We start from the raw sequence: 26,184 nt of genomic DNA, 5'->3' as shown, positions 1-26,184 counted from the left end.
TTCCGATGACCGGTTCCGCTGTGCCACACGCGGCCCGGTCCAGCCTCCGGAGAAGCTACCGCTCCTCCGGAGTTAACCAGGTCCACTTGTCACGGAACCGATCCGCATTCGAGCGAAGTCTATGCGGACCGCGCTCGATGGACCACCGGTTCGGAGCGCCGGTGTGCCCGGATCGCGGTGATTTCGTGACAGCGGAACGGCAAACGCCGCGCAGACCCCGTGTCTCCGCGCGGCGCAGCCCTGGTCACTCGGCCGGAATGGCCTCGTTCTCGATGCCGAGCGGATGCGCGATCTTGTCGAGCATCTCCCGCGGGCAGACCTGGACGAAGTGCGGCAGCTCCTCCTCCCAGTGCTGCAGGATGTCCCGCGCGCGCTGGCTGCCGGTCTCGGCGAGGTGCCGCTCGACCAGGCCCTTGAGCTCGGCCACCCATTCGGGCGTCGTGACCGCGCAGGTCACGAGCGAGGTCATGTTGATCAGCTTGTCGGTCGCGCCCTCGGGGTCGTAGAGATACGCCATGCCGCCGGTCATGCCCGCGCCGAAATTCGGACCGATCGGCCCGAGGATCGCCGCGACGCCCCCCGTCATGTACTCGCAGCCGTTCGACCCGCAGCCCTCGACCACGACCTGCGCGCCCGAGTTGCGCACCGCAAAGCGCTCGCCCGCCCGGCCCGCAGCAAAGAGGTAGCCCGCCGTCGCGCCGTAGAGGACCGTGTTGCCGATGATCGTGTTCTCGGCCGCGACGAGCGGCGAGTTCATCGGCGGACGCACCACGACCGTGCCGCCCGAGAGGCCCTTGCCGACATAGTCGTTGGCATCTCCCATGACCTCGATCTTGAGGCCCGGGGCGGCGAAGGCGCCGAGCGATTGGCCCGCCGATCCCGTCAGCTTCACCGTCAGGTGGTCCGGCTGAAGCGCGTTGTTCATGCCGAACTTCTTGACGATGTGGCTCGAGGTGCGCGTGCCCACCGTGCGGTGGACGTTCTGCACCGCGTAGGAGAGCTGCATCTTCTCGCCGTCCTCGAGGAAGCGCTGCGCGTCCTTGACGATCTCGGCGTCGAGCGTGTCGTCCACCTCGTTGCGCGGCCCGTTGCGGTCGAGCTTCACCTCGTCCGAGCCGTCCACGCGGATCAGCAGCGGGTTGAGGTCGAGATCGTCGAGATGGTCCGACCCGCGGCTCACCTGGCTCAAGAGGTCCGCGCGGCCGATCACCTCGTCGAGCGACCGCGCGCCGATCGAGGCGAGGATCTCGCGCACCTCCTGGGCGTAGAAGGTGATGAGGTTCACCACCTTGTCCGCGTTCCCGGTGAACTTGGCCCGCAGCGTGTCGTCCTGCGTGCAGACGCCCACCGGGCAGGTGTTCGACTGGCACTGCCGCACCATGATGCAGCCCATGGAGATCAGCGCGGCGGTGCCGATGCCGTATTCCTCGGCCCCGAGCATCGCCGCCATGACGATGTCGCGCCCGGTGCGCAGGCCGCCATCCGTGCGCAGCGTGATCCGGCTGCGCAGGTTGTTGAGCGACAGCACCTGATGCGCCTCGGTGAGGCCCATCTCCCACGGCAGGCCCGCATACTTGATCGACGTCGCGGGCGACGCACCCGTGCCGCCGTTATGGCCCGAGATCAGGATCACGTCGGCCTTCGCCTTGGCGACGCCCGCCGCGATCGTGCCGACGCCCGAGGAGGCGACCAGCTTCACCGTGACCTTGGCGCGCGGGTTGATCTGCTTGAGGTCGTAGATCAGCTGCGCGAGGTCCTCGATCGAGTAGATGTCGTGGTGCGGCGGCGGCGAGATCAGCGTCACGCCCGGCGTCGAGTGCCGCAGACGCGCGATGAGCTTGGTGACCTTCATGCCCGGAAGCTGGCCGCCCTCGCCGGGCTTGGCGCCCTGCGCCACCTTGATCTCGAGCTCCTCGCACTGGTTGAGGTATTCCGCCGTCACGCCGAACCGGCCCGAGGCCACCTGCTTGATCTTGGCGGACGGGTTGTCGCCGTTGGGCTCGGGCGTGAAATGCGCCGGATCCTCGCCGCCCTCGCCAGAGTCGGACTTCGCGCCGATGCGGTTCATCGCGACGTTCAGCGTCTTGTGCGCCTCGGGCGACAGCGCACCGAGCGACATGCCGGGCGTCACGAACCGCTTGCGGATCGAGGTGATCGATTCGACCTCCTCGAGCGGCACCGCCTCTCCCACCGGCTTGATCGCCAGCAGGTCGCGCAGGTGGATCGGAGGGTTCGCCTGCATCGCCTTCGAGTAGGTCTTCCACATCTCGAACGAGCCCTTGTTGCAGGCCATCTGCATCAGGTGCATCGTCTGCGCGCCCCAGGCATGGGTCTCGCCGGTCTTGCGCGACTTGTAGAAGCCGCCGATCGGAAGCACGTCCTTGCCTCCGCGGAAGCCGAGCGCGTGGATCTCCTCCACCTTCTTCTGGATGCCCGAGACGCCGATGCCCGATATCCGGCTCAGCATGCCGGGGAAGAACTCGGCGCACATCGCGCGGCTGAGGCCCACTGCCTCGAAGTTGAGCCCGCCGCGATAGGACGACACCACCGAGATGCCCATCTTGGACATGATCTTGAGCAGGCCGAAATCGACCGCCTCGCGGTAGCGGGCCATCGCCTCGGTGAGGCTGCCCTCGATCAGGCCGCGGCGGATGCGGTCGGCGACCGTATCCTCGGCGAGATAGGGGTTCACGATCGTGGCGCCCGCGCCGATCAGCACCGCGAAGTAATGCGGATCGATGCATTCCGCGGAGCGCACGTTGAGCGAGCAGAAGGTCCGAAGCCCCTTCCGCGTCAGGTGGGAATGCACCGCCGAGGTGGCGAGGATCATCGGCATCGGCGCCTTGCCCTCGTCCTGGTGGTGATCGGTCAGCACGATATGCCCCGCGCCCGACCGCACCGCGTCCTCGGCCTCGGCGCGGATGCGCTCGAGCCCGCGTCGCAGCGTGTCGCGGCCCGCGCCGGCCTCGAAGGTGCAGTCGATCTCGACCATCTCGACGTTGAAGTTGCGCGTCAGCTCGTCGAATTGCCGGTTGCCGACGAAGGGGCTGTCGAGCACGAGGATCTCGGTCTGCGACGAGCTCTCGTCGAGCACGTTCTTGAGGTTGCCGAACCGCGTCTTGAGCGACATCACCCGGAATTCGCGAAGTGAGTCGATCGGCGGGTTGGTCACCTGGCTGAAGTTCTGCCGGAAGAAGTGGCTGAGCGGCCGGTAGCGCTTGGAAAGAACCGCCGACGGCGTGTCATCGCCCATCGAGGCGATCTGCTCCTTGCCGTCCTCGGCCATGGGCGAGAGGATCTGCTCGATCTCCTCGACCGAATAGCCGGCCGCGATCTGGCGGCGGCGCAGGTCGCCCGCCTCGAACATCGGCTCCTCGGTGACCGATGCGAGCGCATCGTCGAGCTCGACGATCTTGCCCACCCAGTCGCCGAAGGGCTGCGAGGCGGCGAGCTTGTCCTTGATCTCGACGTCGCGGTAGAGCTTCTTCTCCTTCATGTCGACGGCGATCATCTGGCCGGGGCCGAGCGCCCCCTTCTCGCGCACCGTGCTCTCGTCGATCGGGACCATGCCCGCCTCGGAGCCCGCGATCATCAGCCCGTCGCCGGTCACCACGTAGCGCATGGGGCGCAGGCCGTTGCGGTCGAGCCCGCCGCAGACCCAGCGGCCGTCGGTCATGGCGAGCGCGGCCGGACCGTCCCAGGGCTCCATCACCGAGTTGCAGTAGGAATACATGTCGCGCCAGGCCTGCGGCAGCTCCTCGGCCTGCTTGGACCACGATTCCGGCACCATCATCGTCTTGGCCATCGGCGCGTTGCGTCCCGCGCGCACCAGCACCTCGAACACCGCGTCGAGCGCCGCCGAATCCGACGCGCCGCTCGCGATGATCGGCTTGATGTCCGCCGCGCGGTCCCCGAACGTGGACGAGGCCATGCGGATCTCGTGGCTCTTCATCCAGTTGGTGTTGCCCTTCAGCGTGTTGATCTCGCCGTTATGCGCGAGCATGCGGAAGGGCTGCGCCAGCCACCATTGCGGGAAGGTGTTGGTCGAATAGCGCTGGTGATAGATCGCGAAGGCGCTCTCGAACCTGTCGTCCTGCAGGTCGGGATAGAACTCGGCCACGTCCTGCGCGAGCATCATGCCCTTGTAGATGATCGACCGGCAGCTCAGCGATGCGATGTAGAACTGGTTCACACCGGCGGCGGCGGTCGCCTTCTCGACCCGGCGGCGGATGACGTAGAGCTCGCGCTCGAAGGTCTCCTCGTCGACGTCCTTGGAGTTCGAGATCAGGATCTGCTCGATCTCGGGACGGGTCGCGTTCGCCTTCTCGCCGAGGCACTCGATGTTCACCGGAACGTGCCGCCAGCCATAGATGTAGTAGCCCATCCGCAGCACTTCGCTCTCGACGATCGTGCGGCAGGTCTCCTGCGCGCCGAAATCGGTCCGCGGCAGAAACACCTGGCCGACGGCGATGAGCTTGTCCTTGTCCGGCGTGTGCCCGGTGCGGTCGATCTGGTCGTAAAAGAAGTTGACCGGGATCTGCACGTGGATGCCGGCGCCGTCGCCGGTCTTGCCGTCCGCGTCGACCGCGCCGCGGTGCCAGACCGCCTTCAGCGCGTTGATCCCGTGCTTGACCACCTTGCGCGACGGCTCCCCGTCGAGGCTGACCACGAGGCCCACGCCGCAGGAGGAATGTTCGTCCTCGTGCGAATAGAGGCCGTTCTTGGCGAGCCAGTCACGCTTGGCCTCTTCGCGGGCCGCCCATTCGGCGTCGTACTTGGTCATGGCGTCATCCTCTCTCGAAAGGCCGCTGCAAAGGCGACCGGACGTAGCTCCGTATCCGGGCCTGTGGCCGGACCTCTTCCCATGTCGGGGCGGGCGCCTCTTGCAACCGGGCGCCCTGCCCGCAATCCCCGCGTCAGGACGCCGGGATGTTGTATTTCTCTATCACCTCGGCCTTGGTCAGCCGCTCGTGGTCACCCTTCAGCTCGAATGCGTCGGACTTCTGGTCGACGAAGATCTCCTGCTCGAGCACGAAGCCGGTGGTGTCGTCGAAGAGCCCCAGCGGCACCTCGTAGGAGCCGTCCGCCCCCTCGCCCGTAAACCGGTACCAGAGGTTCGAGCCGCATTCGTCGCACCAGGACCGGGTCGCCCAGTCCGAGCTCTGCCGCGTGCGGACCTTGTCGGCCCCCTCGACCGTCAGCGCATCCGCCGGCACCGTCACGGCCAGCATCGCCGCCCCGGCCCAGCGCTGGCACATCTTGCAATGGCACGCGCCGAAGCCGCGCTTGACGTTGCGCGCCGAGAAGCGCACCGCGCCGCAGAGGCAATGTCCCGTCTTGTCGCTCATCATCGAATGGCCCTCCGTTGCCGGTCCGGCCCTGAACGAGGGCGCGGTGCTCCGAGCATACCGTGGGTTCGGCAGCGAACCGTTAAGACCGCTCCCATCGATGTCGTCACTCCGCCGCGACCGACGCGCTCGCGTCGTTCAGCTGGCTCAGAACCGCATCGGCGCAGTCGCGGCCGTCCTTGATCGCCCAAACGACGAGGCTCGCGCCGCGCACGATGTCGCCCACCGCATAGACCCCCGGGATCGACGTCGCACCCGAGCCGAACTCGGCCTTCACCGTGCCCCAGCGCGTGACCTCGAGCCCGTCGGCGCCCCAGAGCTTCGGCAGCTCCTCGGGCTCGAAGCCGAGCGCCTTGATCACGAGATCGGCAGGCTCGTCGTAATCGGCCCCCTCGATCACCTCCGGCGACTGGCGGCCGGTCGCGTCGGGCTGGCCGAGGCGCATCTGCTGCACCACGACGGCGCTCACCGGATCGCCCTTGAAGGCCTTGGGCGCGGTCAGCCATTCGAACTCGACGCCCTCCTCCTCGGCATTGGCAACCTCGCGCTGCGAGCCGGGCATGTTGTGACGGTCGCGTCGATAGAGGCACTTCACGCTCTCCGCGCCCTGGCGGATCGAGGTGCGCACGCAATCCATCGCGGTGTCGCCGCCGCCGATCACCACGACGCGCTTGCCCTTGGCATTGAGCTCGCCGCTTGCGAATTCGGGCACGTCGTCGCCGAAATTCACCGCGCGGTTCGAAGCCGTCAGGAAGTCGATCGCCCGCACGATGCCCGCGGCGCCGGCGCCCGGCCCCTGCAGATCGCGGCTCTTGTAGACGCCGGTCGCGATAATGACCGCGTCATGAGCCTCGCGGATCTCGTCGAACGAGATGTCCTCGCCCACCGCGCAGTTGAGCTTGAAGGTCACCCCGCCGGTCTCGAGCTGGTCGTTGCGCCGCATGACCACCTCCTTCTCGAGCTTGAAGCCCGGGATGCCGTAGGTCATCAGCCCGCCCGCGCGGTCGTGGCGGTCGTAGACCGTCACCTGCACGCCCGCGCGGCGCAGCACGTCCGCCGCGGCAAGACCGCCCGGCCCCGCACCGATGACCGCAACCGATTCCGTGCGCTCCATCGCGGGGACGATAGGCTTGACCCAGCCCTTCTCCCAGGCGGTGTCGGTGATGTACTTCTCGACCGCGCCGATAGTGACGGTGCCGTGGCCCGACTGCTCGATCACGCAATTGCCCTCGCAGAGCCTGTCCTGCGGGCAGATCCGGCCGCAGATCTCGGGGAAGGTGTTGGTCGCCTGGCTGAGCTCGTAGGCCTCCTCGAGCCGGCCTTCCGCGGTCAGCTTGAGCCAGTCGGGAATGTTGTTGTGCAGCGGGCAGTGTGACTGGCAATAGGGCACGCCGCATTGCGAACACCGCCCCGCCTGCTCGGCGGCCTTCTCCTCGGCGAACTCGGCATAGATCTCGTGAAAGTCGTGGGCACGCGCATCGGCGGTGCGCTTTTCGGGCATGTCGCGCCCGACATTCACGAATTTCAGCATCGGCTGCTTCGCCATGAGAACGTCTCCGGAAAGTGGCTTCGGTCCGCGTCTATACCGGGACGTAAACCGTAATAAAAGTCAGCATGACTGACATAGTTGCATCTTTCTTGCCGCATGAAGATATATCTCGTCGCGAGAAAGCCAAATTTATGTATCAGACCGGACCTACTTTTCCACTTCTCTTTCTGCGGTGCAAAATTATAGGTGACGCGCGTCACGCACCGGAGCCTCCGCATGCCGCTTTTCCAGCTGATCCTCCTCGCCCTCATCCAGGGCATCACGGAGTTTCTCCCGATCTCGTCCTCCGGTCACCTGATTCTGCTGCCGGGGCTCACGGGAATGCAGGACCAGGGTCAGGTGATCGACGTTGCTGTCCATGTCGGCACGCTCCTCGCCGTCGTGATCTACTTCTGGAGCGACGTGCGCGTCGCGCTCGCCGGTACGCTGCGCCTCGCGCGCGGCAAGGTCGACACCGCGGGCGCCTTCCTCGCGCTCTGCCTCGCCGTCGCGACGATCCCCGTGATCGTCGCCGGCTTCGCTCTCAACCTCGCCGGGCTCGACGAGGCGCTGCGCTCGGTCGCGGTGGTCGGCTGGGCGATGCTGGTCTTCGGCGTGGTGCTCTGGTGGTTCGACACCCGGATGCCCGCGATCCGCTCCGCCGAGAGCTGGACCCTGAAACACGCGGTGATCATGGGCCTCTCCCAGGCGGCAGCCCTCATTCCCGGCACGTCCCGCTCGGGCATCACGATCACCGCGGGCCGCGCGCTCGGCTACGACCGCCACGGCGCGGCGAAGCTCTCCATGCTGATGTCGATCCCGACGATCGTCGCCTCGGGCGCGCTTCTTGGCCTCGAGGTGATCGGCGAGGCGGATGCGCAGGCGGCCGTCGACGGCGCCATCGCCGCCGCCCTCGCCTTCGTCGCCGCCCTCGGAGCGCTCGCGCTGATGATGCGCCTGCTGCGCTCGGTCAGCTTCACGCCTTACGTCATCTACCGCGTGGTGCTGGGCGTGATCCTCCTGATCTACGCCTATTCCTGACCCGGCCCGTCCATCCGGACCCCGAGCTGGCTCAGCCGGATCAGCAGCCACGCCGAATGGAGATGCCGCATCTTCACCGCGTGCGGGGCGCGCCCCGCCCTGATCCGGCGCCGCAGCCGCGCGATGTGCCAGCGAAAGAGCAGCGTGACCCGCCGCCGCGGCAGGTCGGACCAGCCCGCGTCCACCTCGTCCAGCAGCGCCCGGGCCAATTTCGAGCGCGACAGCGGCGTGCCGCCGGGCTGGGCGGGCTCGAACGCACCCCAGACCCGGCCCGGCACCGGAGGGGCAGGCTGCCTTACCGTCAGCGCGGCGCGAACGGCCTCGCCCGGCGCCTTCGCGGCGTCGTCGAAGGGCACCTCCATCATCTCGGGCGCGAGGCTCGCGAGAATGTCGTGGTAGAGTTGGAAATCCGCCGTCAGAGGTCGTCGGGCCGCGTCCAGCCGGGACGCGCTCCGCGAATGGAAGATCGCGACCTGCGTCTTGTAGGTGGCCGCCTGCCCGGCATGGAATCGCGCCCGGTTCACCCGCTGCCAGCACCCCCAGGCTCGCCCGAGGCTGCCGGTCCGCTCCTCCAGCCGTCCGAGATGCGCCTCGAGCGCCGACCGCCAGCGGGGACGGTCGCCGCGGCCGAAATAGCCATAGGCCCGCTCCATCCGGCGGATCGTCCGGCGCGCCGCCGCATCGTCGAATGTGTACTTGTAGCCGCTCGAGGCATGGCCTGAGAAATGCACATCTCTTGGGTCTCCGAACGAGGCGGGAACGCGCACGGGCGTATAGGCCCCCGCGGAATGGTGCCTCCAGGACGTGAGCGCCTCCTCAAGGCTCAGCGCCCGCCCCGGCCGCGGCGGGTTGTGGTTGAGCCTGATGCCGCTCGCTGCAGCGATTTCTTCGGCGATCTTCAGGTCATCGGCGTGGCGCGCGTCGGTCAGGGATCGGACCGACGCGCTCTCGCAGGAGCCCTCGTTCCGTTCTAGCCAGACGTGGAAGGCCGCCACGGCCCGGCTGTCGAACCCGCCCGAGAGATGGACATGCAGGGCAAGATCGGGCGCCGCGCGCAACGTGGCCATCCGCGACAGCCACGTCGCGATGAAGGCGTCGAGCGCGGCGGCATAATCCTCGGCCGGCACCGGATCGGGCGGGATCACCACAAGCCCATCGGGGCCGATCTCGATCCGCGCTCCGGCGTCGAGGCAGGCGATCTCGCGCACCGCGGTGCGGTCCGTCGTCAACTGCTGGAAGAGCTGCTTGCGCGACAGGAACGCCCCTGTCTGCGCGATGTCCTCGTGGAGCGCTACGCCCCGTCCGCGCAGATGCGCGACGAGGTCGATGAAACTCTCGCAGACCGCCCAGTCCCGGCCCTCGGACCAATAGAAGAGGTGCCGGCAGCCGGCGAAGTCCGCGCCGATCCCGATGCCGCCGCCCTCGCGCCGGACGAGCACGTGATCGCCGTCGGCGCTCCAGGGCAGGCGGCGCCCGCCTGCCTCGAACGCGGCGAGACCTTCGGTGCCGATCACGAAATCCGCGCCCTCCCAGGCAAAGCCGTGAAGCTGCGCGCCGGGCTCCGGCAGGGTCCGGTCGTCGATGAGGAAAAGGCGGGTCACGTCGTTGGGCGCTCCGTTTTTGCGGCGCGGGTATCATGGCGCCGGCGGAGGCGGAAGGCGCGGCTCTACCCGCCCCGCGCCGGCCCGCTCTCGGGCGTCAGGATATGCCGCAGGAGCGCGACCGGATGGCGGCGCAGGGTCAGCCGCATGGCGACGAAATCCTCCACGATCTCCTCGCCCTCGGTCATCTCGGGCAGAAGCGCCGCGGGCTCGACGATCCCCTCCCCGTCCATGTCCCCGGCAAAGAGCGGCAGCGGCTTGTCCTTGGCCAGCGCCCGCGCCTCCCAGAGCGCCTCGCGCCGCGAAAGCCCCAGCGCCGCAAAGGCATCCGCCTCGGCGAGTCGCGCCAGAACCTGCGGGCCGAGCCCCGCCCGCCGCCAGACGTCGCGCACCGACCGATAGCCGTTGCCCCGCGCCGCGGCGAGCCAGGCGGCATCCTCCTCGCGCAGCCCCTTGATCTGGCGAAAGCCCAGCCGCAGCGCCATCCTCTCCCGGCGGCCCGGCTCCATCACGTTGTCCCAGTAGCTCTCGTTGATCGCGACGGGCCGCACCTCGACCCCGTGCTCGCGCGCGTCCCGCACGATCTGCGCCGGCGCGTAGAAGCCCATCGGCTGCGAATTGAGCAGCGCGCAGGCGAAGATCCCGGGGTAATGACACTTGATCCAGGCGCTCGCGTAGACGAGCAGCGCAAAGGAGGCCGCGTGGCTTTCCGGGAACCCGTAGGAGCCGAAGCCCTCGATCTGGGAAAAGCACCGCTCGGCGAAGTCGGCATCGTAGCCGTTGCGCGCCATGCCCCGCAGGAACCGCGCGCGGAACTCGGTGACGTTGCCGAGCTTCTTGAAGGTGGCGAGCGCACGCCGCAGCCGGTCGGCCTCGTCCGGGCTGAAGCCCGCGCCGATGATCGCGATCTGCATTGCCTGCTCCTGAAAGAGCGGCACCCCCAGCGTTTTGCCCAGCACCTGCCCCAGCGCGTCCGAGGGAAACGACACCGCCTCCTCGCCGTTGCGGCGGCGGATATAGGGATGGACCATGTCGCCCTGGATCGGCCCGGGCCGGATGATCGCCACCTCGATCACGAGGTCGTAGAAGTTCCGCGGCCGCATCCGCGGCAGGAAGTTCATCTGCGCCCGGCTCTCCACCTGGAAGACGCCGATCGAATCGGCCCGGCAGAGCATCTCGTAGACCTTCGGATCCTCCTGCGGCAGCGTCGCGAGGTCCTGCTCCTCGCCGTGATGCATCTTCAGAAGATCGAACGCCTTGCGGATGCAGGTCAGCATCCCGAGGCTGAGCACGTCGACCTTGAGGATGCCCAGCGCGTCGATGTCGTCCTTGTCCCAGCAGATGAGCGTGCGGCCCTCCATCGCCGCGTTCTCCACCGGCACCAGCTCGTCGAGCCGCCCCTCGGTGATCACGAACCCGCCCACATGCTGGCTGAGATGCCGCGGAAAGCCCACGATCTCGTGGATCAGCTCCATCGTCAGCTGCAGCCGCCGGTCCCCGGGATCGAGCCCGATCTCGCGCATCCGCTGCTCCTCGAGACCGCTCGTCGAGAAGAAACCCCAGAGCTGCGACGAAAGCGCCCCGATTGTGTCCTTCGACAGCCCCATCGCCGCGCCCACCTCGCGGATCGCGCGCTTGCCGCGGTAATGAATCACCGTGGCGCAGAGCCCCGCCCGGTGCCGCCCGTAACGCTGGTAGATGTGCTGGATCACCTCCTCGCGCCGCTCGTGCTCGAAATCGACGTCGATGTCGGGCGGCTCGTCGCGCGCCTCCGACACGAAGCGCTCGAACACCATCGTCCCGACCTCGGGCGAGACCGAGGTCACGCCCATGCTGTAGCAGACCACGGAATTCGCCGCCGATCCGCGCCCCTGGCAGAGGATGCCGCGCCCCCGGGCAAAGGCGACGATGTCGCGCACGGTCAGGAAATAGGGCTCGTAGTTCAGCCTGGCGATCAGCTCGAGCTCGTGCTCGAGCATCGCGCGCACCTTCTCGGGCGCGCCGCCGGGATAGCGCTCGGCCAGCCCCTCCCGGGCGAGCCGCGCCAGCCGGTCGCGCGGCCGCTCTCCCTGCGCGATCTCCGAAGGGTACTCGTAGCGCAGGCTCGCGATGTCGAACCGGCACCGGCCCGCCAGCGCCGCGGCCCGGTCCAGCGCCCCCGCATGGCGCCCGAGAAGACGCCGCATCTCGCCCGGCGCGCGCAGCCGCTGCTCGCCGTTGGCGAGCGCCGCGCGCCCCAGGTCGTCCACCCGGCGTCCCAGCCGCACCGCCGTCAGCACGTCCGCGAGCCGCCGCCGCCGCCCGTGATGCATGAGCGGCCGTGCGGTCGCGACCGTCTCGAGCCCGAGCTCGGCCGCCACCTGCGCCAGCGCGTCGAACCGCGCCGGGTCCGCCCCGTCGTAGCGCGGCGCGAGAGCGAGATGCATCTGGCCCCCGAAGGCCCGCACCAGCCGCCGCGCATGGCCGCGCCACGCCTCGTCGCCCTCCCCGTGCAGGATCAACTCCAGCCCCTCCGCGCCTTCCAGCAGATCCTCCATGCGCAGATCGCACGCGCCCTTCGCCGCCCTGAGCCGCCCCGTGCTCAAAAGCCGGCAAAGCCGCGCCCAGCCCGCCCGCGTCGCCGCCAGCGCCGTGACCTCCACCCCTTCGGCAAGGACCAGCCGCGCCGCCGGGATCAGGCGGGGCACGTTGCGCACCGGCGCCGCCGGCGCGGGCGGGATCCAGTCGGGCCGCGGCGGTCCGATCCTCTCGGTGCCGTCCAGCTCCGCCACCTGCCGCGCGATCTCCTTCAGCCGGGAATGGGCGCGCACGATCCCCGCGACGGAATTGACGTCCGCGATGGCGATGGCCTCGAGCCCCGACAAAGCCGCACGCTCGGCATATTCCTCGGGATGCGAGGCCCCGGTGAGGAAGGTGAAGTTCGAGGTGATCGAGAGTTCCGCCGTCATCGCCCGCTCGTCGTCCGGAAGGGACTCGCAGTATGTTCCACTTTCGTTCTGTTTTCGAGTCGGCTTTCGCAAGATTACATCGCGTCAAATCCCGCCCACGCCTTGTGTCCCCCGCCCTCTCCGGGACAAGTGCGACGCGATGCATATTCAACCGCAAGGGGGCCGTGCGCCGGCGGGGCGGCCCAAGGGACAGGACGAGGACATGACCGATTTCGGCACGGCGCCGGCGCGGCGCGGCGTTGTCTATGTCGCCTGGGGGCGCGATCACGTGGACGTGGCGCGCCGTTCGGCGGCCAGCGTCAAACGCACCAACCCGCAGCTCACCACGGCGATCTGGTGCAAGGCCGGAGACGACGTCGCGGGCTTCGATCTGAGCTTCACGATCCCCGAGGGCCTCAAGCGCCCCAAGGTGAACCTGCTCGGCCAGACCCCCTTCGACGAGACGCTCTTTCTCGACAACGACACGCTGGTCCGCGCCGACCTCTCCTCGCTCTTCGATCTGCTGCAGCGCTTCGACATGGCCGGCGCGCAGGTCGCGCTCTGGCACCGCCCGCGCCATCACAAGCCGATCCGCCACGACCTCCCCGAGACCTTCCCCGAGATCAACACGGGCGTGCTGCTCTACCGCCGCACCGAGGCCGCGCTCGACCTCTTCGACGCTTGGGCGCTGCGCTTCGCGGAAGGGCGCTACGGCATCGACCAGCCCTCCTTCCGCGAGGTCCTGTGGGAAAGCGACATCCGGTTCCACGTCCTGCCGCAGCAATTCAACAAGCGCGTCTTCGAGGCCTCCGAGCTTATCTGGTCCGACCAGCCCAGCGCCCGCATCCTGCATCTCGAGCTCCTGCGCCCGCAGAAGAACCCGGTGATGCGCTGGCTCTCGAACCGCGTGAAATGATCCCGGCGCCGACCCTTCTTCTTGGCACAAATACTCCGGGAGCGCGAGGGCAGCGCCCTCGCCGCCGCGCCAGCGGCGCGCAGCTTGCCTCCGCCCGCCCCGCGTGAGACCGTCCCGGGAAGCCCAAGTGCGAGACCTCATGACCCACACAGCCACCGCGACCACCCATCCGCTGCCCCAGATTGCCGAGCCCCGGAACCCCGGCACCGCGCTGGATCTGGATCGCGTGATGCGCGCGACCGCCAACCGCTCCGCGATCGAGCGCCGCGCCGCGACCCTGCCCGGCCGCCGCTCGGTCAAGAAGGCGCACCAGGCCGCGTGGCTCGCCCGCGCGATCTCCTGCATCGACCTCACCACGCTCTCGGGCGACGACACGGCCGGCCGCGTCGCGCGGCTCTGCGGCAAGGCGAAGGCCCCGGTGCGCCGCGACATCCTCGAGGCGCTGGACCTGCCCGACCTGACCGTCGGCGCGGTCTGCGTCTACCACGACATGATCGCTCCCGCCGTGCGGCACCTCGACGGCTCGGGCATCCCCGTCGCCGCGGTCTCGACCGGCTTTCCCGCCGGTCTCTCGCCGTTCCACCTGCGCCTCGCCGAGATCGGCGAGAGCGTCTCCGCCGGCGCCTCCGAGATCGACATCGTGATCTCGCGCCGCCACGTCCTGACCGGCGACTGGCAGGCCCTCTACGACGAGATGCGCGCCTTCCGGCAGGCCTGCGGCGAGGCGCATGTGAAGGCGATCCTCGCCACCGGCGAGCTCGGCACGCTGCGCAACGTCGCCCGCGCCAGCCTCGTCTGCATGATGGCGGGCGCAGACTTCATCAAGACCTCGACCGGCAAGGAGGGCGTGAACGCCACGCTTCCCGTCAGCCTCGTGATGATGCGCGCGATCCGCGACTACCACGACTGGACGGGCATCCGCGTCGGCTACAAGCCCGCGGGCGGCATCTCCAAGGCCAAGGACGCGATCACCTACCTCGCCCTCGTGAAGGAGGAACTCGGCGACCGCTGGCTGCGCCCCGACCTCTTCCGCTTCGGCGCCTCCTCGCTGCTGGGCGACATCGAGCGGCAGCTGGAGCATCACCTGACGGGCGCCTATTCCGCCGCGTGGCGGCACGCGCTGGCCTGACCCGCCCCGGCGCGACCGCGCCGGACACATCAAGGACCTTGAGGCCCGGGGCAGCCCGGGCGGGCCGCGCCAGAAGCGCCCGGGAGAGACGAACATGACGGTACGCGAGATCTTCGAGACCATGGATTACGGCACGGCCCCCGAATCGGCGACGGACGCCCTCGCCTGGATCGCCGGGACCGGCCCCCGCTTCGGACATTTCCTCGGCGGCGCCTACCGCGAGGCCGGCGAGACCTTCGAGACCCGCAACCCCGCCACCGGCGAGGTTCTGGCCGAGATCACGCAAGGCACCGCCGAGGACGTGGAGGCCGCCGTCGCCGCCGCCCGCGCCGCGCAGCCCGGCTGGGAAGGCCTCGGCGGCAAGGGTCGCGCGCGCGTCCTCTACGCCATCGCGCGGCTCGTTCAGAAGCATTCCCGCCTCTTCGCGGTGCTCGAATCGCTCGAGGGCGGCAAGCCGATCCGCGAGAGCCGCGACATCGACATCCCCCTCGTCGCCCGGCACTTCTACCACCACGCCGGCCTTGCCCAGCTCTTCGACACCGAGAACGCCGGCCGCAAGGCGTGGGGCGTCTGTGGCCAGATCGTGCCGTGGAACTTCCCGCTCCTGATGCTCGCGTGGAAGATCGCGCCCGCGCTCGCCGCCGGCAACACGGTCGTGCTCAAGCCCGCCGAATGGACCTCGCTCACCGCGCTCCTCTTCGGCGACATCTGCCGTCAGGCGGGCCTGCCCGAGGGTGTCGTCAACATCGTGACCGGCGACGGCGAGACCGGCGCCGCGCTCGTCGCCTCGGACATCGACAAGGTCGCCTTCACCGGCTCGACCGATGTCGGCCGGAAGATCCGCGAGGCGACCGCCGGTCGCGGCCTCGGCCTCACGCTCGAGCTCGGCGGCAAGTCGCCCTACATCGTCTTCGAGGACGCCGATCTCGATTCCGCGGTCGAGGGCCTCGTCGACGCGATCTGGTTCAACGGCGGGCAGGTCTGCTGCGCCGGCTCGCGCCTGCTCGTGCAGGAGGGCATCGCCGAGGCCTTCCACGCCAAGCTGAAGGCCCGGATGGACAAGCTCCGCGTCGGCGATCCTCTCGACAAGTCGATCGACGTCGGCGCCATCGTCGATCCCGAACAGCTCTCGCGCATCCGCGCGCTGGTCGACGGCACGGACGAGGGCGAGATCCACCGCGCCGCCTGCGAGATCCCCGAGGGCTGCTTCTACCCGCCGACGCTGGTGACCGGCCTTTCCCAGGCTTCGCGCCTGATGCAGGAGGAGATCTTCGGCCCCGTCCTTGTCTCGACCACCTTCCGCACGCCCTCCGAGGCGGTGCAGATCGCGAACGACACCCGCTACGGCCTCGCCGCGAGCCTCTGGTCCGAGAACATCAACACCTGCCTCGACATCGCGCCGAAGATCGCCGCGGGCGTGGTCTGGATCAATGGCACCAACATGTTCGACGCCGCCGCAGGCTTCGGCGGCGTGCGCGAGAGCGGCTTCGGCCGCGAGGGCGGCCCCGAGGGGCTCGAGGCCTACATGCGGCCCCTCCACCGGGGCGACGCGCTCGAGAAGGCCGCGGCCGCGACCGGCGAGGCGACCGAACCTCAATCGGTCGACCGCACCGCCAAGCTCTATGTCGGCGGCAAGCAGGCCCGCCCCGACGGCGGCTATGCCCGCGCCGTCTTTGATGCCAGGGGCACGCTCATCGGGCAGGCCCCGATCGGCAACCGCAAGGACGTGCGCAACGCCGTCGAGGCGGCGCGCGGTGCGTCCGGCTGGGCGGGCGCCACGGCGCACAACCGCGCGCAGGTGATCTACTACATCGGCGAGAACCTCGCCGCCCGCGCGGAGGAATTCGCCGCCCGGCTCGACCGGATGAAAGGCGGCACGGACGGCAAGCGCGAGGTGGAGACGGCGGTCGACCGTCTCTTCACCTGGGCGGCATGGGCCGACAAGTTCGGCGGCGAGGTGCGGAGCGTGCCGATCCGCGGCACCGCGCTCGCCATGCGCGAGCCCGTCGGCGTGATCGGCGCGATCTGCCCCGACGAGGCGCCGCTCCTGGGACTCGTGTCGGTCATGGCCCCGGCCATCGCCATGGGCAACCGCGTGGTGCTGGTCGCCTCCGAGCCGCACCCTCTCGCCGCGACGGACTTCTACCAGATCCTCGACACGTCCGACCTGCCCGGCGGCGTCGCCAACATCCTCACCGGCTCCCATGCCGAGCTCGCCCCGGTGCTCGCCGCCCACATGGACGTCGAGGCGGTCTGGTCGTTCTCCTCGACCGACCTCTCGGCCGAGATCGAGCGCCGCGCCGCGGGAAACCTCAAGCGCACCTGGGTCAACGACGGCCGCGGCCGCGACTGGTTCGGCCCCGCGGGCGAGGATCGCGCCTTCCTCGGCCACGCCACCGAGGTCAAGACGGTCTGGGTGCCCTGGGGCGCGTGACGCCATGCAGAGGCGTTGTTGCGCCGGCGCCGCACCACGTCATTGAGAAGTCACAGCGTCGATGTTATCTTATGCATACGCCCGGGCGGCACCTCTCGCCGTCCGGACCGTGTGATCGGCAAAGGAGGACGATGTCCTGTCACTCAATACTGACGCGGCACATGCCGCCGAAGCGGGCCACCCGATGACCGGCCTGGCCCATGCGGATGTCACGAGCGAGACTCAGCTGACATCCATTCTCACGATCCTCGAAGACATGAAGGCCGAGAACGTCGTGGAGATCGATCTCCGCGGCAAGACCGCCATCGGCGATTACATGATCGTCTGTTCGGGTCGGTCCTCGCGCCAGGTGATCTCGATCGCCGACAAGCTCGTCGAGGACCTGAAGGCCGACCAGGGCGTGCTGCCGAAGGTCGAGGGCAAGGACTCGGGCGACTGGGTCCTGATCGACACCGGCGACGTGATCGTGCACGTCTTCCGCCCCGAGGTGCGCGAGTTCTACCAGATCGAGAAGATGTGGATGCCCGTCGCCCCGTCCCGGACGATCGGCCACTAGGCCTTGCGCATCCATCTCTGCGTCGTGGGCCGGCTGCGCGCCGGTCCGGAACGCGATCTCGTGGACGATTACCTGTCCCGCTTCGACAAGGCGGGACGGGGCATGGGCCTCGGACCCGCGAAGCTCGTCGAGGTCGAGGACAAGAAGGGCGGCGGCATGGCGGCCGAGGCCGATCTCCTGCGCCGCGCGATTCCACCCGGAAAGGTCTGCGTGCTCGACGAACGGGGCCGGCAGATGCCCTCCCCCGACTTCGCGAGCACCCTCGGCCGCCTCCGCGACGAGGGCGTGCCGGACCTCTCCTTCGTGATCGGCGGCGCGGACGGGATCGACCCTACCCTGCGCGCCGAGGCGGACCTCGCGATCAGCTTCGGCGCGATGGTCTGGCCGCACATGCTGGCCCGCGCGATGCTGGCCGAGCAGATCTACCGCGCCGCCTCGATCCTCGCCGGGAGCCCCTATCACCGGGCGTGAGAGGGGCTCCGCCCCGCCGCTGCGCGGCTCCCCGGAGTATTTTGGCCAAGAAGAAGCGGGGGAGCCTCAGCCGAAGGCCGCCGCGGCCTCGCCGGTTTCGGGAAGCGCATCCATGCGGTCGAGCCAGCGGGCCATGGCGGACGAGGGCTCCATCCCGGCCTTGCGGGTCCAGCGCACATAGCCCCAGATCGCGCAATCGCCGACGCCGGGCGCCTGCCCGTGAAAGAACGGCTCCGTCCCGAGCAGCGCGTCGAACTGCGCGGCATCGGCCGCATAGCGCGCGGCGAGCCAGTCGACCGCGCCCTCCGGGAAGACGTCGCCGCCGGGGCGCCGCGCCTCGATCAGCTGCGGCAGGCACATGCCGATCCGGTTCGCCTCCCAGAGGCAGAGCTGCCGGCCGCGCCTGAGGCCGGACGCGCTCTCGCCGCCGAGGCAGCCGAAGCGCTGCGCGAGCTCCAGCAGGATCGCCCCGGACTGCACCAGCGGTTCGCCGTCCAGCTCCAGCACCGGCACCTGCCCCAGTGGGCTGAGGGCGAGAAAGGCCGCTGGCCGCGTCTCGCGCGCGGCCCAGATGTCCACCACTTCGGTCCGATGCGGCAGACCGGCGAGGCGCAGGGCCAGCGCGACCTTGACCGCATGGCCCGAGTCGCGATGGCCCCAGAGGATTGTCTCGGCCACCTGCGTCAGATGCCGACGTCCACGATGGCCTCGGCGAGCTTCGGCACGGTGGTCCTGTTGAGACCCGCGATGTTCATGCGGCTGTCGCCGACCATGTAGATGCCGTGCTTCTCGCGCAGCGCCTCGACCTTGTCGGGCCCGCAGCCGATCCGCGAGAACATGCCCCGGTGCTGGGCGAGGAACCCGAACCGGTCCGAGCCCGAGCGCTCGCGCAGCTCGTCCGCAAGCTGGTGGCGCAGCTCGAGCATGCCGGTCCGCACGCTCTCGAGCTCGGACTGCCAGTCCTCGCGCAGATCGTCGTCCGACAGCACCATCTGCACCAGCCGCGCGCCGTGATCGGGCGGGAAGGAGAAGTTCTGCCGGTTGAGATAGGCAAGCGTGCCCTGCGTGACCTTCTTCTTGCCCGGATCCTGCGACACCGCCATCAGGATGCCGGTCCGCTCGCGGTAGATGCCGAAGTTCTTCGAGCAGGACGCCGCGATGATCGTCTCGGGGCAGCTCTGCGCGACCATCCGCGTCGGCTCGGCATCCGCGTCGAGCCCGTCGCCGAAGCCCTGGTAGGCGAGGTCGATCATCGGGATCGCGCCCACCTCGTTGATCTTCTCGATCACGTGCTTCCACTCGATGACGCTGAGATTGGCGCCGGTCGGGTTGTGGCAGCAGCCGTGCAGCAGGATCACGTCGCCGGGCCGCGCCTGCACGATGTCGGTGATCATGCCCGCGAAATCGACGCCGCCGGTCTCGCTGTCGAAATAGCGGTAGGGCTTCACCGGAAGCCCCATATGCTTGAGGATCGACAGGTGGTTCGGCCAGGTCGGATCGCTCACGTGGATCGTGGCGTCGGGGTTCGCCATGCGGATCATGTCGAAGCCCTGTCGCACCGCGCCGGTGCCGCCGGGGGTCGCGACGGCCGACACGGTCGCCTCGTCGACCGTGCCGCCGAGCACGAGATCGCGCATCCGCTCGCCGAAGACCGGATCGCCCGCGAGACCGGTATAGGCCTTGGTCTCCTCGGTCTCCCAGAGCTGCTTCTCGGCGGCCTTGATCGCGCGCATGATCGGCGTGTTGCCGTGCGCGTCCTTGTAGACGCCGACGCCGAGGTCGATCTTGTCCTCGCGCGGATCCTCCTTGTAGGCCTGCATCAGGGCGAGGATCTTGTCGGCGGGCTGCTCTTTGAGCTGTTCGAACATCGGGTCTCTCCGGAGTGGCGGATAGGGGTCGGCGGTCAGTCGCGGGAGGTCGCGGTCGCGACCGGCACGGTCGGCGAGGCGCCCCATTCGGACCAGGAGCCGTCGTAGAGCGAATGGTCGGTGCGGCCGATCCGTTCCAGCGCGAGGCTGAGGATCGCGGCGGTCACGCCCGAGCCGCAGGTGGTGATGACCGGCTTGCCGAGGTCGACGCCGGCCTCCTCGAAGACGCGCGCGAGGTCCTCGGGCGCCTTCATCGTGCCGTCCTCGGTCAGCAGCGTCGCGTAATGCACGTTCTTCGAGCCGGGGATGTGCCCTGCCCGCAGGCCGGGCCGCGGCTCTGGATCGTCGCCGCAGAAGCGCGAGGGCGAGCGGGCATCGACCACCTCGTGATCGCCGAGCTTCGTCGCCGCCGACACTTGCGTGACATCCCGCACCATGTGCGCCTGCCGCCGCACGGTCATGTGCCGGTCGCGCACCACCGGCGGCAGATCCTCCACGGGGCGCTCCTCGGCGCGCCATTTCGGGAAACCGCCGTCGAGCACCGCGACATCCATCTGTCCCATCAGCCGGAAAAGCCACCAGACCCGCGCCGCCGAGAACAGCCCCGCGCCGTCATAGACCACCACCTGATGCCCGTCGCCGACGCCCATCTGGCGCATGCGCGACATGAACTTCTCGGGCGGCGGCGCCATGTGCGGCAGCTCCGACCGCGCGTCGCTCACGTCGTCGATGTCGAAGAAGCGCGCGCCCGGCACATGCGCCTCGGCATATTCCGCCTTGGGATCGCGTCCGGCGTCCGGCAGGTACCAGCTCGCATCGAGCACGCGCAGGTCCGGATCCTTCAGATGCCGGTGCAGCCACTCGGTCGACACAAGTGTCCTGGGATCGTCTTCGGCCATCTCTCCCCCCTTCCGCCCACGGGTCATGCCACGATTAAGGCGGGGGACATGGAGAGGCAAGGCCCCGGGCGGCGGCTCGTGGAGGCGTGGGAGGCGCCCGCCTGCCCTTCTTCTTGAGGCAAATATCCCGGGGAGCGCGAGGGGCCGGCCCCTCGCTCCGCGCCGCCGCGCCTAGTTCTGTTCCTTCAGGAGCCGCTGCTTCTGCCGGTTCCAGTCGCGCTTGGCCTGGGTCTCGCGCTTGTCGACGGTCCTCTTGCCCTTGGCGAGCGCGATCTTGATCTTCGCGACGCCCCGGTGATTGAAGTAGAGCACCAGCGGCACCAGCGTCATGCCCTTGCGCGCGGTCTCGTTCCACATCCGGGCGATCTCGCGCTTGGAGGCGAGCAGCTTGCGCGGCCGCCGGTCCTCGTGCCCGAACATCGCCTGCTCGTAGGGAGCGATGTAGCCATTGGCGAGCCAGAGCTCGCCGTCCTTCACCTCGGCGTAACTCTCGGCGATCTGCGCGGTGTTGAGCCGCAGCGACTTCACCTCGGACCCGGTCAGCACGATGCCGCACTCGACATCGTCCTCGATCGCATAGTCGAAGCGCGCCCGCCGGTTCTCGGCGATCACCTTGTAGTTCGGGCTCTCTTTGCTCTTGTCCTTGGCCATGACGCGCCCTGCTATCTTCTGAGTCTCGATCTGTCCATCACATAAGGGCGCGCGCCGAAGCTGCCAGACGCCCCCGCTCTTGACAGGCGCGGCCCGCGCGCGTATCCGGCCCGGCAATTCCCGGAAGTGCCATCGCTTCCGGTCCCATGGGCCCATGCCCGGGATCGCCCTCCGTCAGCGCGTTGCGCCCACGGGGGCACTCGGCGTTTGGCCTGCCGTAGCCGGCACGCATCCCGTGCCAGACGTTTGTGAGAGAGACCGCGCGCCCTTACCTTTCGGGCTGACACGACCAAGACCGGCAAGGAGGCCGCCGCTTCATGTTCGAAAATCTCTCCGATCGCCTCGGCAGCGTCTTCGACCGGCTGACCAAGCAGGGCGCGCTCTCCGAGGACGACGTCAAGACCGCCCTGCGCGAGGTCCGCGTCGCGCTGCTCGAGGCGGACGTCTCGCTCCCCGTCGTGCGCAACTTCGTCAAGTCGGTCGAGAAGAAGGCGACCGGCGCCGCGGTCACGAAATCGATCACCCCCGGCCAGCAGGTCGTGAAGATCGTCCACGACGAGCTGATCGAGGTGCTGCGGGGCGAGGGCGAGCCCGGCGAGCTGCGCATCGGCTCCGCCCCCGCGCCGATCCTGATGGTCGGCCTGCAGGGCGGCGGCAAGACCACCACCACCGCCAAGCTCGCCAAGCGCCTCACCGAGCGCGACAAGAAGAAGGTCCTGATGGCCTCGCTCGACGTCCAGCGCCCCGCGGCGATGGAACAGCTCGCGGTCCTCGGCACGCAGATCGGCGTCGACACGCTCCCCATCGTCAAGGGCGAGGATCCCGTCGCGATCGCCAAACGCGCCAAGACGCAGGCGAGCCTCGGCGGCTACGACGTCTACATGCTCGACACCGCCGGGCGCCTGTCGATCGACGAGGAGCTGATGGCCCAGGTCGAGGCGGTGCGCGACGTCACGAGCCCGCGCGAGACGCTGCTGGTGGTCGACGGCCTCACCGGCCAGGACGCCGTGCACACCGCCGAGAATTTCGACGAGCGCATCGGCATCTCCGGCGTGGTGCTGACCCGGATGGACGGCGACGGCCGCGGCGGCGCCGCGCTCTCGATGCGTGCGATCACCGGCAAGCCGATCAAGTTCGTCGGCCTCGGCGAGAAGATGGACGCGCTCGAGACCTTCGAGCCCGAGCGCGTCGCCGGCCGCATCCTCGGCATGGGCGACATCGTCGCTCTGGTGGAAAAAGCGCAACAGACGCTCGAGGCCGAACAGGCCGAGCGCATGATGAAGCGCTTCCAGAAGGGTCAGTTCAACATGAACGACCTCAAGATGCAGCTCGAGCAGATGCAGAAGATGGGCGGCATGGAGGGTATGATGTCCATGATGCCCGGCATGGGGAAGATGGCGAAACAGATGGAGGGCGCCGGCATCGACGACACCATGCTGCGCCGCCAGGTCGCGCTCATCAATTCCATGACCAAGAAGGAGCGCGCCAACCCCGCCCTCCTTCAGGCCTCCCGGAAAAAGCGTATCGCCAAGGGCTCCGGCCTCGAGGTCTCCGAGCTCAACAAGCTGCTCAAGCAGCAGCGCCAGATGGGCGACATGATGAAGAAGATGGGCAAGGGCGGCATGCTCAAGCAGGCCATGTCCGGCATGTTCGGCAAGGGCGGCATGCCCGGCGGCATGGACCCTTCCAAGATGGACCCCAAGCAGCTCGAGGCCGCGGCCAAGGCCATGGGCGGCAAGATGCCCGGCGGCATGGGCGGCGCCGGTGGCGGAATGCCCGGCTTGGGCGGCGGCCAGGGCCTGCCCCCGGGCCTTTCGGGCATGGGCAAGAAGAAGTGATCCGCTGCGCCGCTGCATATCCCCTCGTCTCCCGGGCGCCCCGCGCCTCCGGGCCCGGCGGCGCGCGCGCCTGCTTCTTCTTGACGGAAATATCCCCGCCGGAGGCAGGCCCCACGGCGCAGCCCGCGCGAGGTCCGGCATGAACGTCGCCGTCGCCACATCCCCCCTGCCGCAAGCCGGGGCGCTGACGCCCGCGCCGGTCATCGAGACCGCGCGTCTCGCCCTGCGGGGCCCCGGCCTTGCCGAGTTCGACGCCTTCGCGGCCTTCCACGCCGACCCTGCGCGCTGCCTCGGCTTCGGCCCGGTCATGGACCGCCCGAAGACATGGCGCTGGTGGGCCGCCAATATCGGCCACTGGCACATCCACGGCTACGGCTACTTCACCATCTGGGACCGGCAAAGCGGCCGCCCCGCCGGCATCTGCGGCATCTGGAACCCCGAAGGCTGGCCCGAGCCGGAAGTCGGCTGGGTCGTCTTCGAGGCCTTCGAGGGCCGCGGCATCGCCTACGAGGCGGCGCTCGCCGCGCGCGGCTGGGCCTACGATACGCTCGGGATGACCACGCTCACCTCCAACATCAAGCCCGGCAACACCCGCTCGCAGGCGCTCGCGACCCGTCTCGGCGCGCATCACGAGCGCAGCTACGACAACCCCGAGATGGGCGACGAAGAGCTCTGGCGCCATCCCGGCCCGGCGGAGGCGCAAAGATGAAGGATCCCGTCCGCATCCCCGTGATCGAGACCGAGCGGCTCACCCTGCGCGAGCCGCGCATCACCGATCTCGACGATTTCGCCGTCTTCTACGCCGACGAGCGCGCGCGCTTCGTCGGCGGGCCGGCGGACCGCGTCGCAACCTGGCAGGCGATCCTCAAGATGTCCGGCCATTGGCAGATCCGCGGCTACGGCCTCTGGGTCGCCGCGCGCCGCACCACCGGAGAGCCCGTCGGCTTCGCCGGCATCGTGCATCACATCGACTGGCCCGAGCCCGAGCTCGGCTATTCGATCTTCGCGGGCTGGGAAGGCAAGGGCTACGCCTTCGAGGCGGCCGAGGCGGCGCGCGAAGCGGCGGCCGAGCATTACGGCTTCACCGCGCCGATCAGCCTGATTGACCCCGAGAACACCCGCTCGATCCGGCTCGCCGAGCGCCTCGGCGCGACCTTCGAGTCCGAGACCGAGCTGCGCGGCTCCACCGCCCGCATCTACCGCCACCCGCTCACCGAACCGAAAGGCCGGGCCCTTGACTGACGCAACGCTCGACGCCACCTCCCGCGCCGCAGCGCTTCTGAAGGAGCATCGCGAGTCGATCGATCGGCTCGACGCGATCCTCGTCTTCACGCTGGCAGAGCGGTTCAAGCACACCCAGGCCGTGGGCACCCTCAAGGCGCACCACGACCTGCCCCCCTCCGACCCCGCGCGTGAGCAGAGCCAGATCGCGCGGCTGAAGGATCTGGCGGACCGGGCCGATCTCGACCCCGAATTCGCCGAAGCCTTCCTGAATTTCATCATTCAGGAGGTCATCAAGCACCACGAGAAACACCGGAGCTGAAGCGAGAACGCCGATCCGGTCCAAGCCATACGATAAAAGGAGACCCTCAAATGGCTGTGAAGATTCGTCTGTCCCGCGGCGGTTCCAAGAAGCGCCCCCACTACTCGATCGTCGCCGCCGACGCGCGCATGCCGCGCGACGGCCGCTTCCTCGAGAAGCTCGGCACCTACAACCCGCTTCTCCCGAAGGGCGACGAGCGCCGCGTGATCATGGATGTCGACCGCATCAAGGTGTGGATCGAGCACGGCGCCGTTCCGACCGAGCGCATCCAGCGCTTCCTCGAAAGCGCCGGCGCCGCCGAGAAGAAAGAGCGCAACAACCCCAACAAGGGCACCCCGGGCAAGGCCGCTCAGGAGCGCGCCGCGGCCAAGGCTGAAAAGGCCGCCGCAGCCGAGGAAACCACCTCCGAGTGATCCCGGCCCTCCGGGGTCCATCGAGAATCGAGAAGGCGCGCGGGACCGGTTCCGCGCGCCTTTTTCTTGCGCCGGGCCGCGGGCAGCCGCGCAACGCCTCACCGGCTGCGCCCCCGCGTCACCTTGCCCTCGTCGCGCCCCGCCCGCAGACTAGGTGACACTGCGACACGCTTTCTCCGCACAGGGATTCGATCCATGACATTCCGCCTCGCCGCCGCGGCCGCGACCGCAGCCGCCTTCGCCGCCGCACCCGCCCTCGCCCAGGACCTCGGTTACGGCACCGATCCGGTGATCTCGACGCAAGGCGGGCCCGGCCTCGTCTTCACCCTGCGGGGCGGCGTCGCGACCTCGCCCGAATATTTCGGCTCCGACGATTACGAGCTCGGGCCCGACCTCGGCTTCTCGCTCAACTACCTGCGCTTCGGCGGCCGCGACTTCGGCAACCCCGATCCCTGGGCGGAACGCCGCGGCTTCGGCCTGCGCGGCTCCTTCCGCTACATCGGCGAGCGCGATTCCGACGACGAGCTCGACGGGCTCGACGACATCGACGCGGCCTACGAGGTCGGCTTCGGCCTCGGCTACACGGCCGAGTACTACTCCGTCTTCGCCGATGTCCGCCGCGGCTTCGGCGGCCACGAGGCCGTCGTGGGCGAGGTCGGCGCCGACGCGATCTTCCGCCCCTCCGACCGGCTCCAGATCACCTTCGGCCCGCGCGCGCTCTTTGCGGGCGAGGATTACGCCGACACCTATTTCGGCGTCAGCGCGGCCGAGGCCGCCGCCTCGTCCTTCGACGCCTACGACGCCGACGGCGGGCTCGTCTCCACCGGCGCCGAGCTCGGCATGCGCTACCGCCTCTCGGACGCCTGGGGCGTCGAGGGCGCGATCACCTACGACACCTATCGCGGCGATGCCGAGGACAGCCCGATCGTCCGGGATGGCGACAACGACCAGTGGGGCGCACGGATCGGCCTGACCCGCACCTTCTCCATCGGCGGCTGACGCCGTTGCCTTTCCCATGCGC

General features: G+C 69.1%; 21 protein-coding genes. 12 read left to right on the top strand and 9 right to left on the bottom strand.

Features of this window, described 5'->3' with window-relative positions; all coding sequences use genetic code 11:
- Nucleotides 1-244: 244 nt before the first annotated feature.
- The 3 genes from gltB to OCH239_RS06495 form a co-directional block, all read right to left on the bottom strand.
- Complete coding sequence (gene gltB, locus OCH239_RS06505) at nt 245-4,783, bottom strand: glutamate synthase large subunit (RefSeq protein ID WP_037260119.1); 4,539 nt, start codon at nt 4,781-4,783, stop codon at nt 245-247.
- A 133-nt stretch (nt 4,784-4,916) separates the two neighbouring features.
- Entirely contained in the window at nt 4,917-5,351 is a 435-nt protein-coding gene (locus OCH239_RS06500; protein ID WP_037260117.1) for a GFA family protein, read from the bottom strand.
- Nucleotides 5,352-5,454: 103 nt separating this feature from the next.
- A complete protein-coding gene (locus tag OCH239_RS06495) occupies nt 5,455-6,894 on the bottom strand; it encodes an NAD(P)-dependent oxidoreductase (RefSeq protein WP_037260115.1) in 1,440 nt (479 codons plus the stop codon).
- A 219-nt stretch (nt 6,895-7,113) separates the two neighbouring features.
- On the opposite strand from OCH239_RS06495, the gene OCH239_RS06490 reads away from it, so the two are divergent.
- Entirely contained in the window at nt 7,114-7,917 is an 804-nt protein-coding gene (locus OCH239_RS06490) for an undecaprenyl-diphosphate phosphatase (protein ID WP_037260113.1), read from the top strand.
- Here the strand turns inward: OCH239_RS06490 and OCH239_RS06485 are convergent.
- The gene (locus OCH239_RS06485; RefSeq protein ID WP_037260111.1) at nt 7,908-9,518 is read right to left on the bottom strand and encodes a hypothetical protein; all 1,611 of its coding nucleotides are present in this window, start codon (nt 9,516-9,518) and stop codon (nt 7,908-7,910) included. The two genes, OCH239_RS06490 and OCH239_RS06485, sit on opposite strands and share 10 nt — an antisense overlap.
- Nucleotides 9,519-9,583: 65 nt before the next feature.
- Nucleotides 9,584-12,466 carry an error-prone DNA polymerase gene (locus OCH239_RS06480; protein ID WP_037260109.1) on the bottom strand — a complete coding sequence of 961 codons (2,883 nt, stop codon included), beginning with the start codon at nt 12,464-12,466 and terminating at the stop codon, nt 9,584-9,586.
- Nucleotides 12,467-12,668: 202 nt separating this feature from the next.
- On the opposite strand from OCH239_RS06480, the gene OCH239_RS06475 reads away from it, so the two are divergent.
- The 5 genes from OCH239_RS06475 to rlmH all read left to right on the top strand — a co-directional run bounded on the left by OCH239_RS06475 (nt 12,669) and on the right by rlmH (nt 17,951).
- On the top strand, nt 12,669-13,361 hold the full coding sequence (locus OCH239_RS06475) for a glycosyltransferase family protein (RefSeq protein ID WP_037260107.1): 693 nt from the start codon (nt 12,669-12,671) through the stop codon (nt 13,359-13,361).
- 139 nt (nt 13,362-13,500) lie between these two features.
- On the top strand, nt 13,501-14,490 hold the full coding sequence (gene deoC / locus OCH239_RS06470) for a deoxyribose-phosphate aldolase (RefSeq protein WP_037260105.1): 990 nt from the start codon (nt 13,501-13,503) through the stop codon (nt 14,488-14,490).
- Nucleotides 14,491-14,584: 94 nt separating this feature from the next.
- Entirely contained in the window at nt 14,585-16,924 is a 2,340-nt protein-coding gene (locus tag OCH239_RS06465) for an aldehyde dehydrogenase family protein (RefSeq protein WP_037260103.1), read from the top strand.
- Nucleotides 16,925-17,108: 184 nt separating this feature from the next.
- Nucleotides 17,109-17,480, top strand: coding sequence for a ribosome silencing factor (gene rsfS / locus OCH239_RS06460; RefSeq protein WP_037260101.1), 372 nt, complete (start codon nt 17,109-17,111; stop codon nt 17,478-17,480).
- Nucleotides 17,481-17,483: 3 nt separating this feature from the next.
- A complete protein-coding gene (rlmH, locus tag OCH239_RS06455; RefSeq protein WP_037260099.1) occupies nt 17,484-17,951 on the top strand; it encodes a 23S rRNA (pseudouridine(1915)-N(3))-methyltransferase RlmH in 468 nt (155 codons plus the stop codon).
- 66 nt (nt 17,952-18,017) lie between these two features.
- On the opposite strand, the gene OCH239_RS06450 is transcribed toward rlmH, so the two are convergent.
- From OCH239_RS06450 to smpB, 4 genes are all read right to left on the bottom strand, one after another.
- Complete coding sequence (locus OCH239_RS06450; RefSeq protein WP_037260097.1) at nt 18,018-18,629, bottom strand: glutathione S-transferase family protein; 612 nt, start codon at nt 18,627-18,629, stop codon at nt 18,018-18,020.
- 5 nt (nt 18,630-18,634) lie between these two features.
- The gene (locus OCH239_RS06445; protein ID WP_037260410.1) at nt 18,635-19,819 is read right to left on the bottom strand and encodes an amino acid aminotransferase; all 1,185 of its coding nucleotides are present in this window, start codon (nt 19,817-19,819) and stop codon (nt 18,635-18,637) included.
- Between the two features lie 35 nt (nt 19,820-19,854).
- Nucleotides 19,855-20,718, bottom strand: coding sequence for a 3-mercaptopyruvate sulfurtransferase (gene sseA / locus OCH239_RS06440; protein ID WP_037260095.1), 864 nt, complete (start codon nt 20,716-20,718; stop codon nt 19,855-19,857).
- A 171-nt stretch (nt 20,719-20,889) separates the two neighbouring features.
- Entirely contained in the window at nt 20,890-21,369 is a 480-nt protein-coding gene (gene smpB, locus OCH239_RS06435) for an SsrA-binding protein SmpB (protein WP_037260093.1), read from the bottom strand.
- Between the two features lie 317 nt (nt 21,370-21,686).
- Between smpB and ffh the strand changes: the two genes are divergently transcribed.
- From ffh to OCH239_RS06405, 6 genes are all read left to right on the top strand, one after another.
- Nucleotides 21,687-23,207, top strand: a complete 1,521-nt coding sequence (gene ffh, locus OCH239_RS06430) for a signal recognition particle protein (RefSeq protein WP_037260090.1) — start codon at nt 21,687-21,689, stop codon at nt 23,205-23,207.
- A gap of 139 nt (nt 23,208-23,346) precedes the next feature.
- Nucleotides 23,347-23,916, top strand: a complete 570-nt coding sequence (locus tag OCH239_RS06425; protein WP_051489333.1) for a GNAT family N-acetyltransferase — start codon at nt 23,347-23,349, stop codon at nt 23,914-23,916.
- Nucleotides 23,913-24,449: a GNAT family N-acetyltransferase gene (locus OCH239_RS06420; protein ID WP_037260088.1), complete on the top strand. Its 537-nt coding sequence runs from the start codon at nt 23,913-23,915 to the stop codon at nt 24,447-24,449. The genes OCH239_RS06425 and OCH239_RS06420 overlap by 4 nt, the downstream gene beginning before the upstream one ends.
- Nucleotides 24,442-24,750, top strand: coding sequence for a chorismate mutase (locus OCH239_RS06415; RefSeq protein ID WP_037260086.1), 309 nt, complete (start codon nt 24,442-24,444; stop codon nt 24,748-24,750). Before OCH239_RS06420 ends, OCH239_RS06415 begins: the two co-directional genes overlap by 8 nt.
- A 50-nt stretch (nt 24,751-24,800) precedes the next feature.
- A complete protein-coding gene (gene rpsP, locus OCH239_RS06410) occupies nt 24,801-25,163 on the top strand; it encodes a 30S ribosomal protein S16 (RefSeq protein ID WP_037260084.1) in 363 nt (120 codons plus the stop codon).
- Between the two features lie 195 nt (nt 25,164-25,358).
- The gene (locus OCH239_RS06405; RefSeq protein WP_037260082.1) at nt 25,359-26,162 is read left to right on the top strand and encodes a MipA/OmpV family protein; all 804 of its coding nucleotides are present in this window, start codon (nt 25,359-25,361) and stop codon (nt 26,160-26,162) included.
- Nucleotides 26,163-26,184 lie beyond the last annotated feature (22 nt).

It is taken from the genome of Roseivivax halodurans JCM 10272, assembly GCF_000521785.1.
Lineage (GTDB): Bacteria > Pseudomonadota > Alphaproteobacteria > Rhodobacterales > Rhodobacteraceae > Roseivivax > Roseivivax halodurans.
Note: the sequence above shows the minus strand (reverse complement) of the source record. Positions and strands in the feature narration are given on the sequence as shown.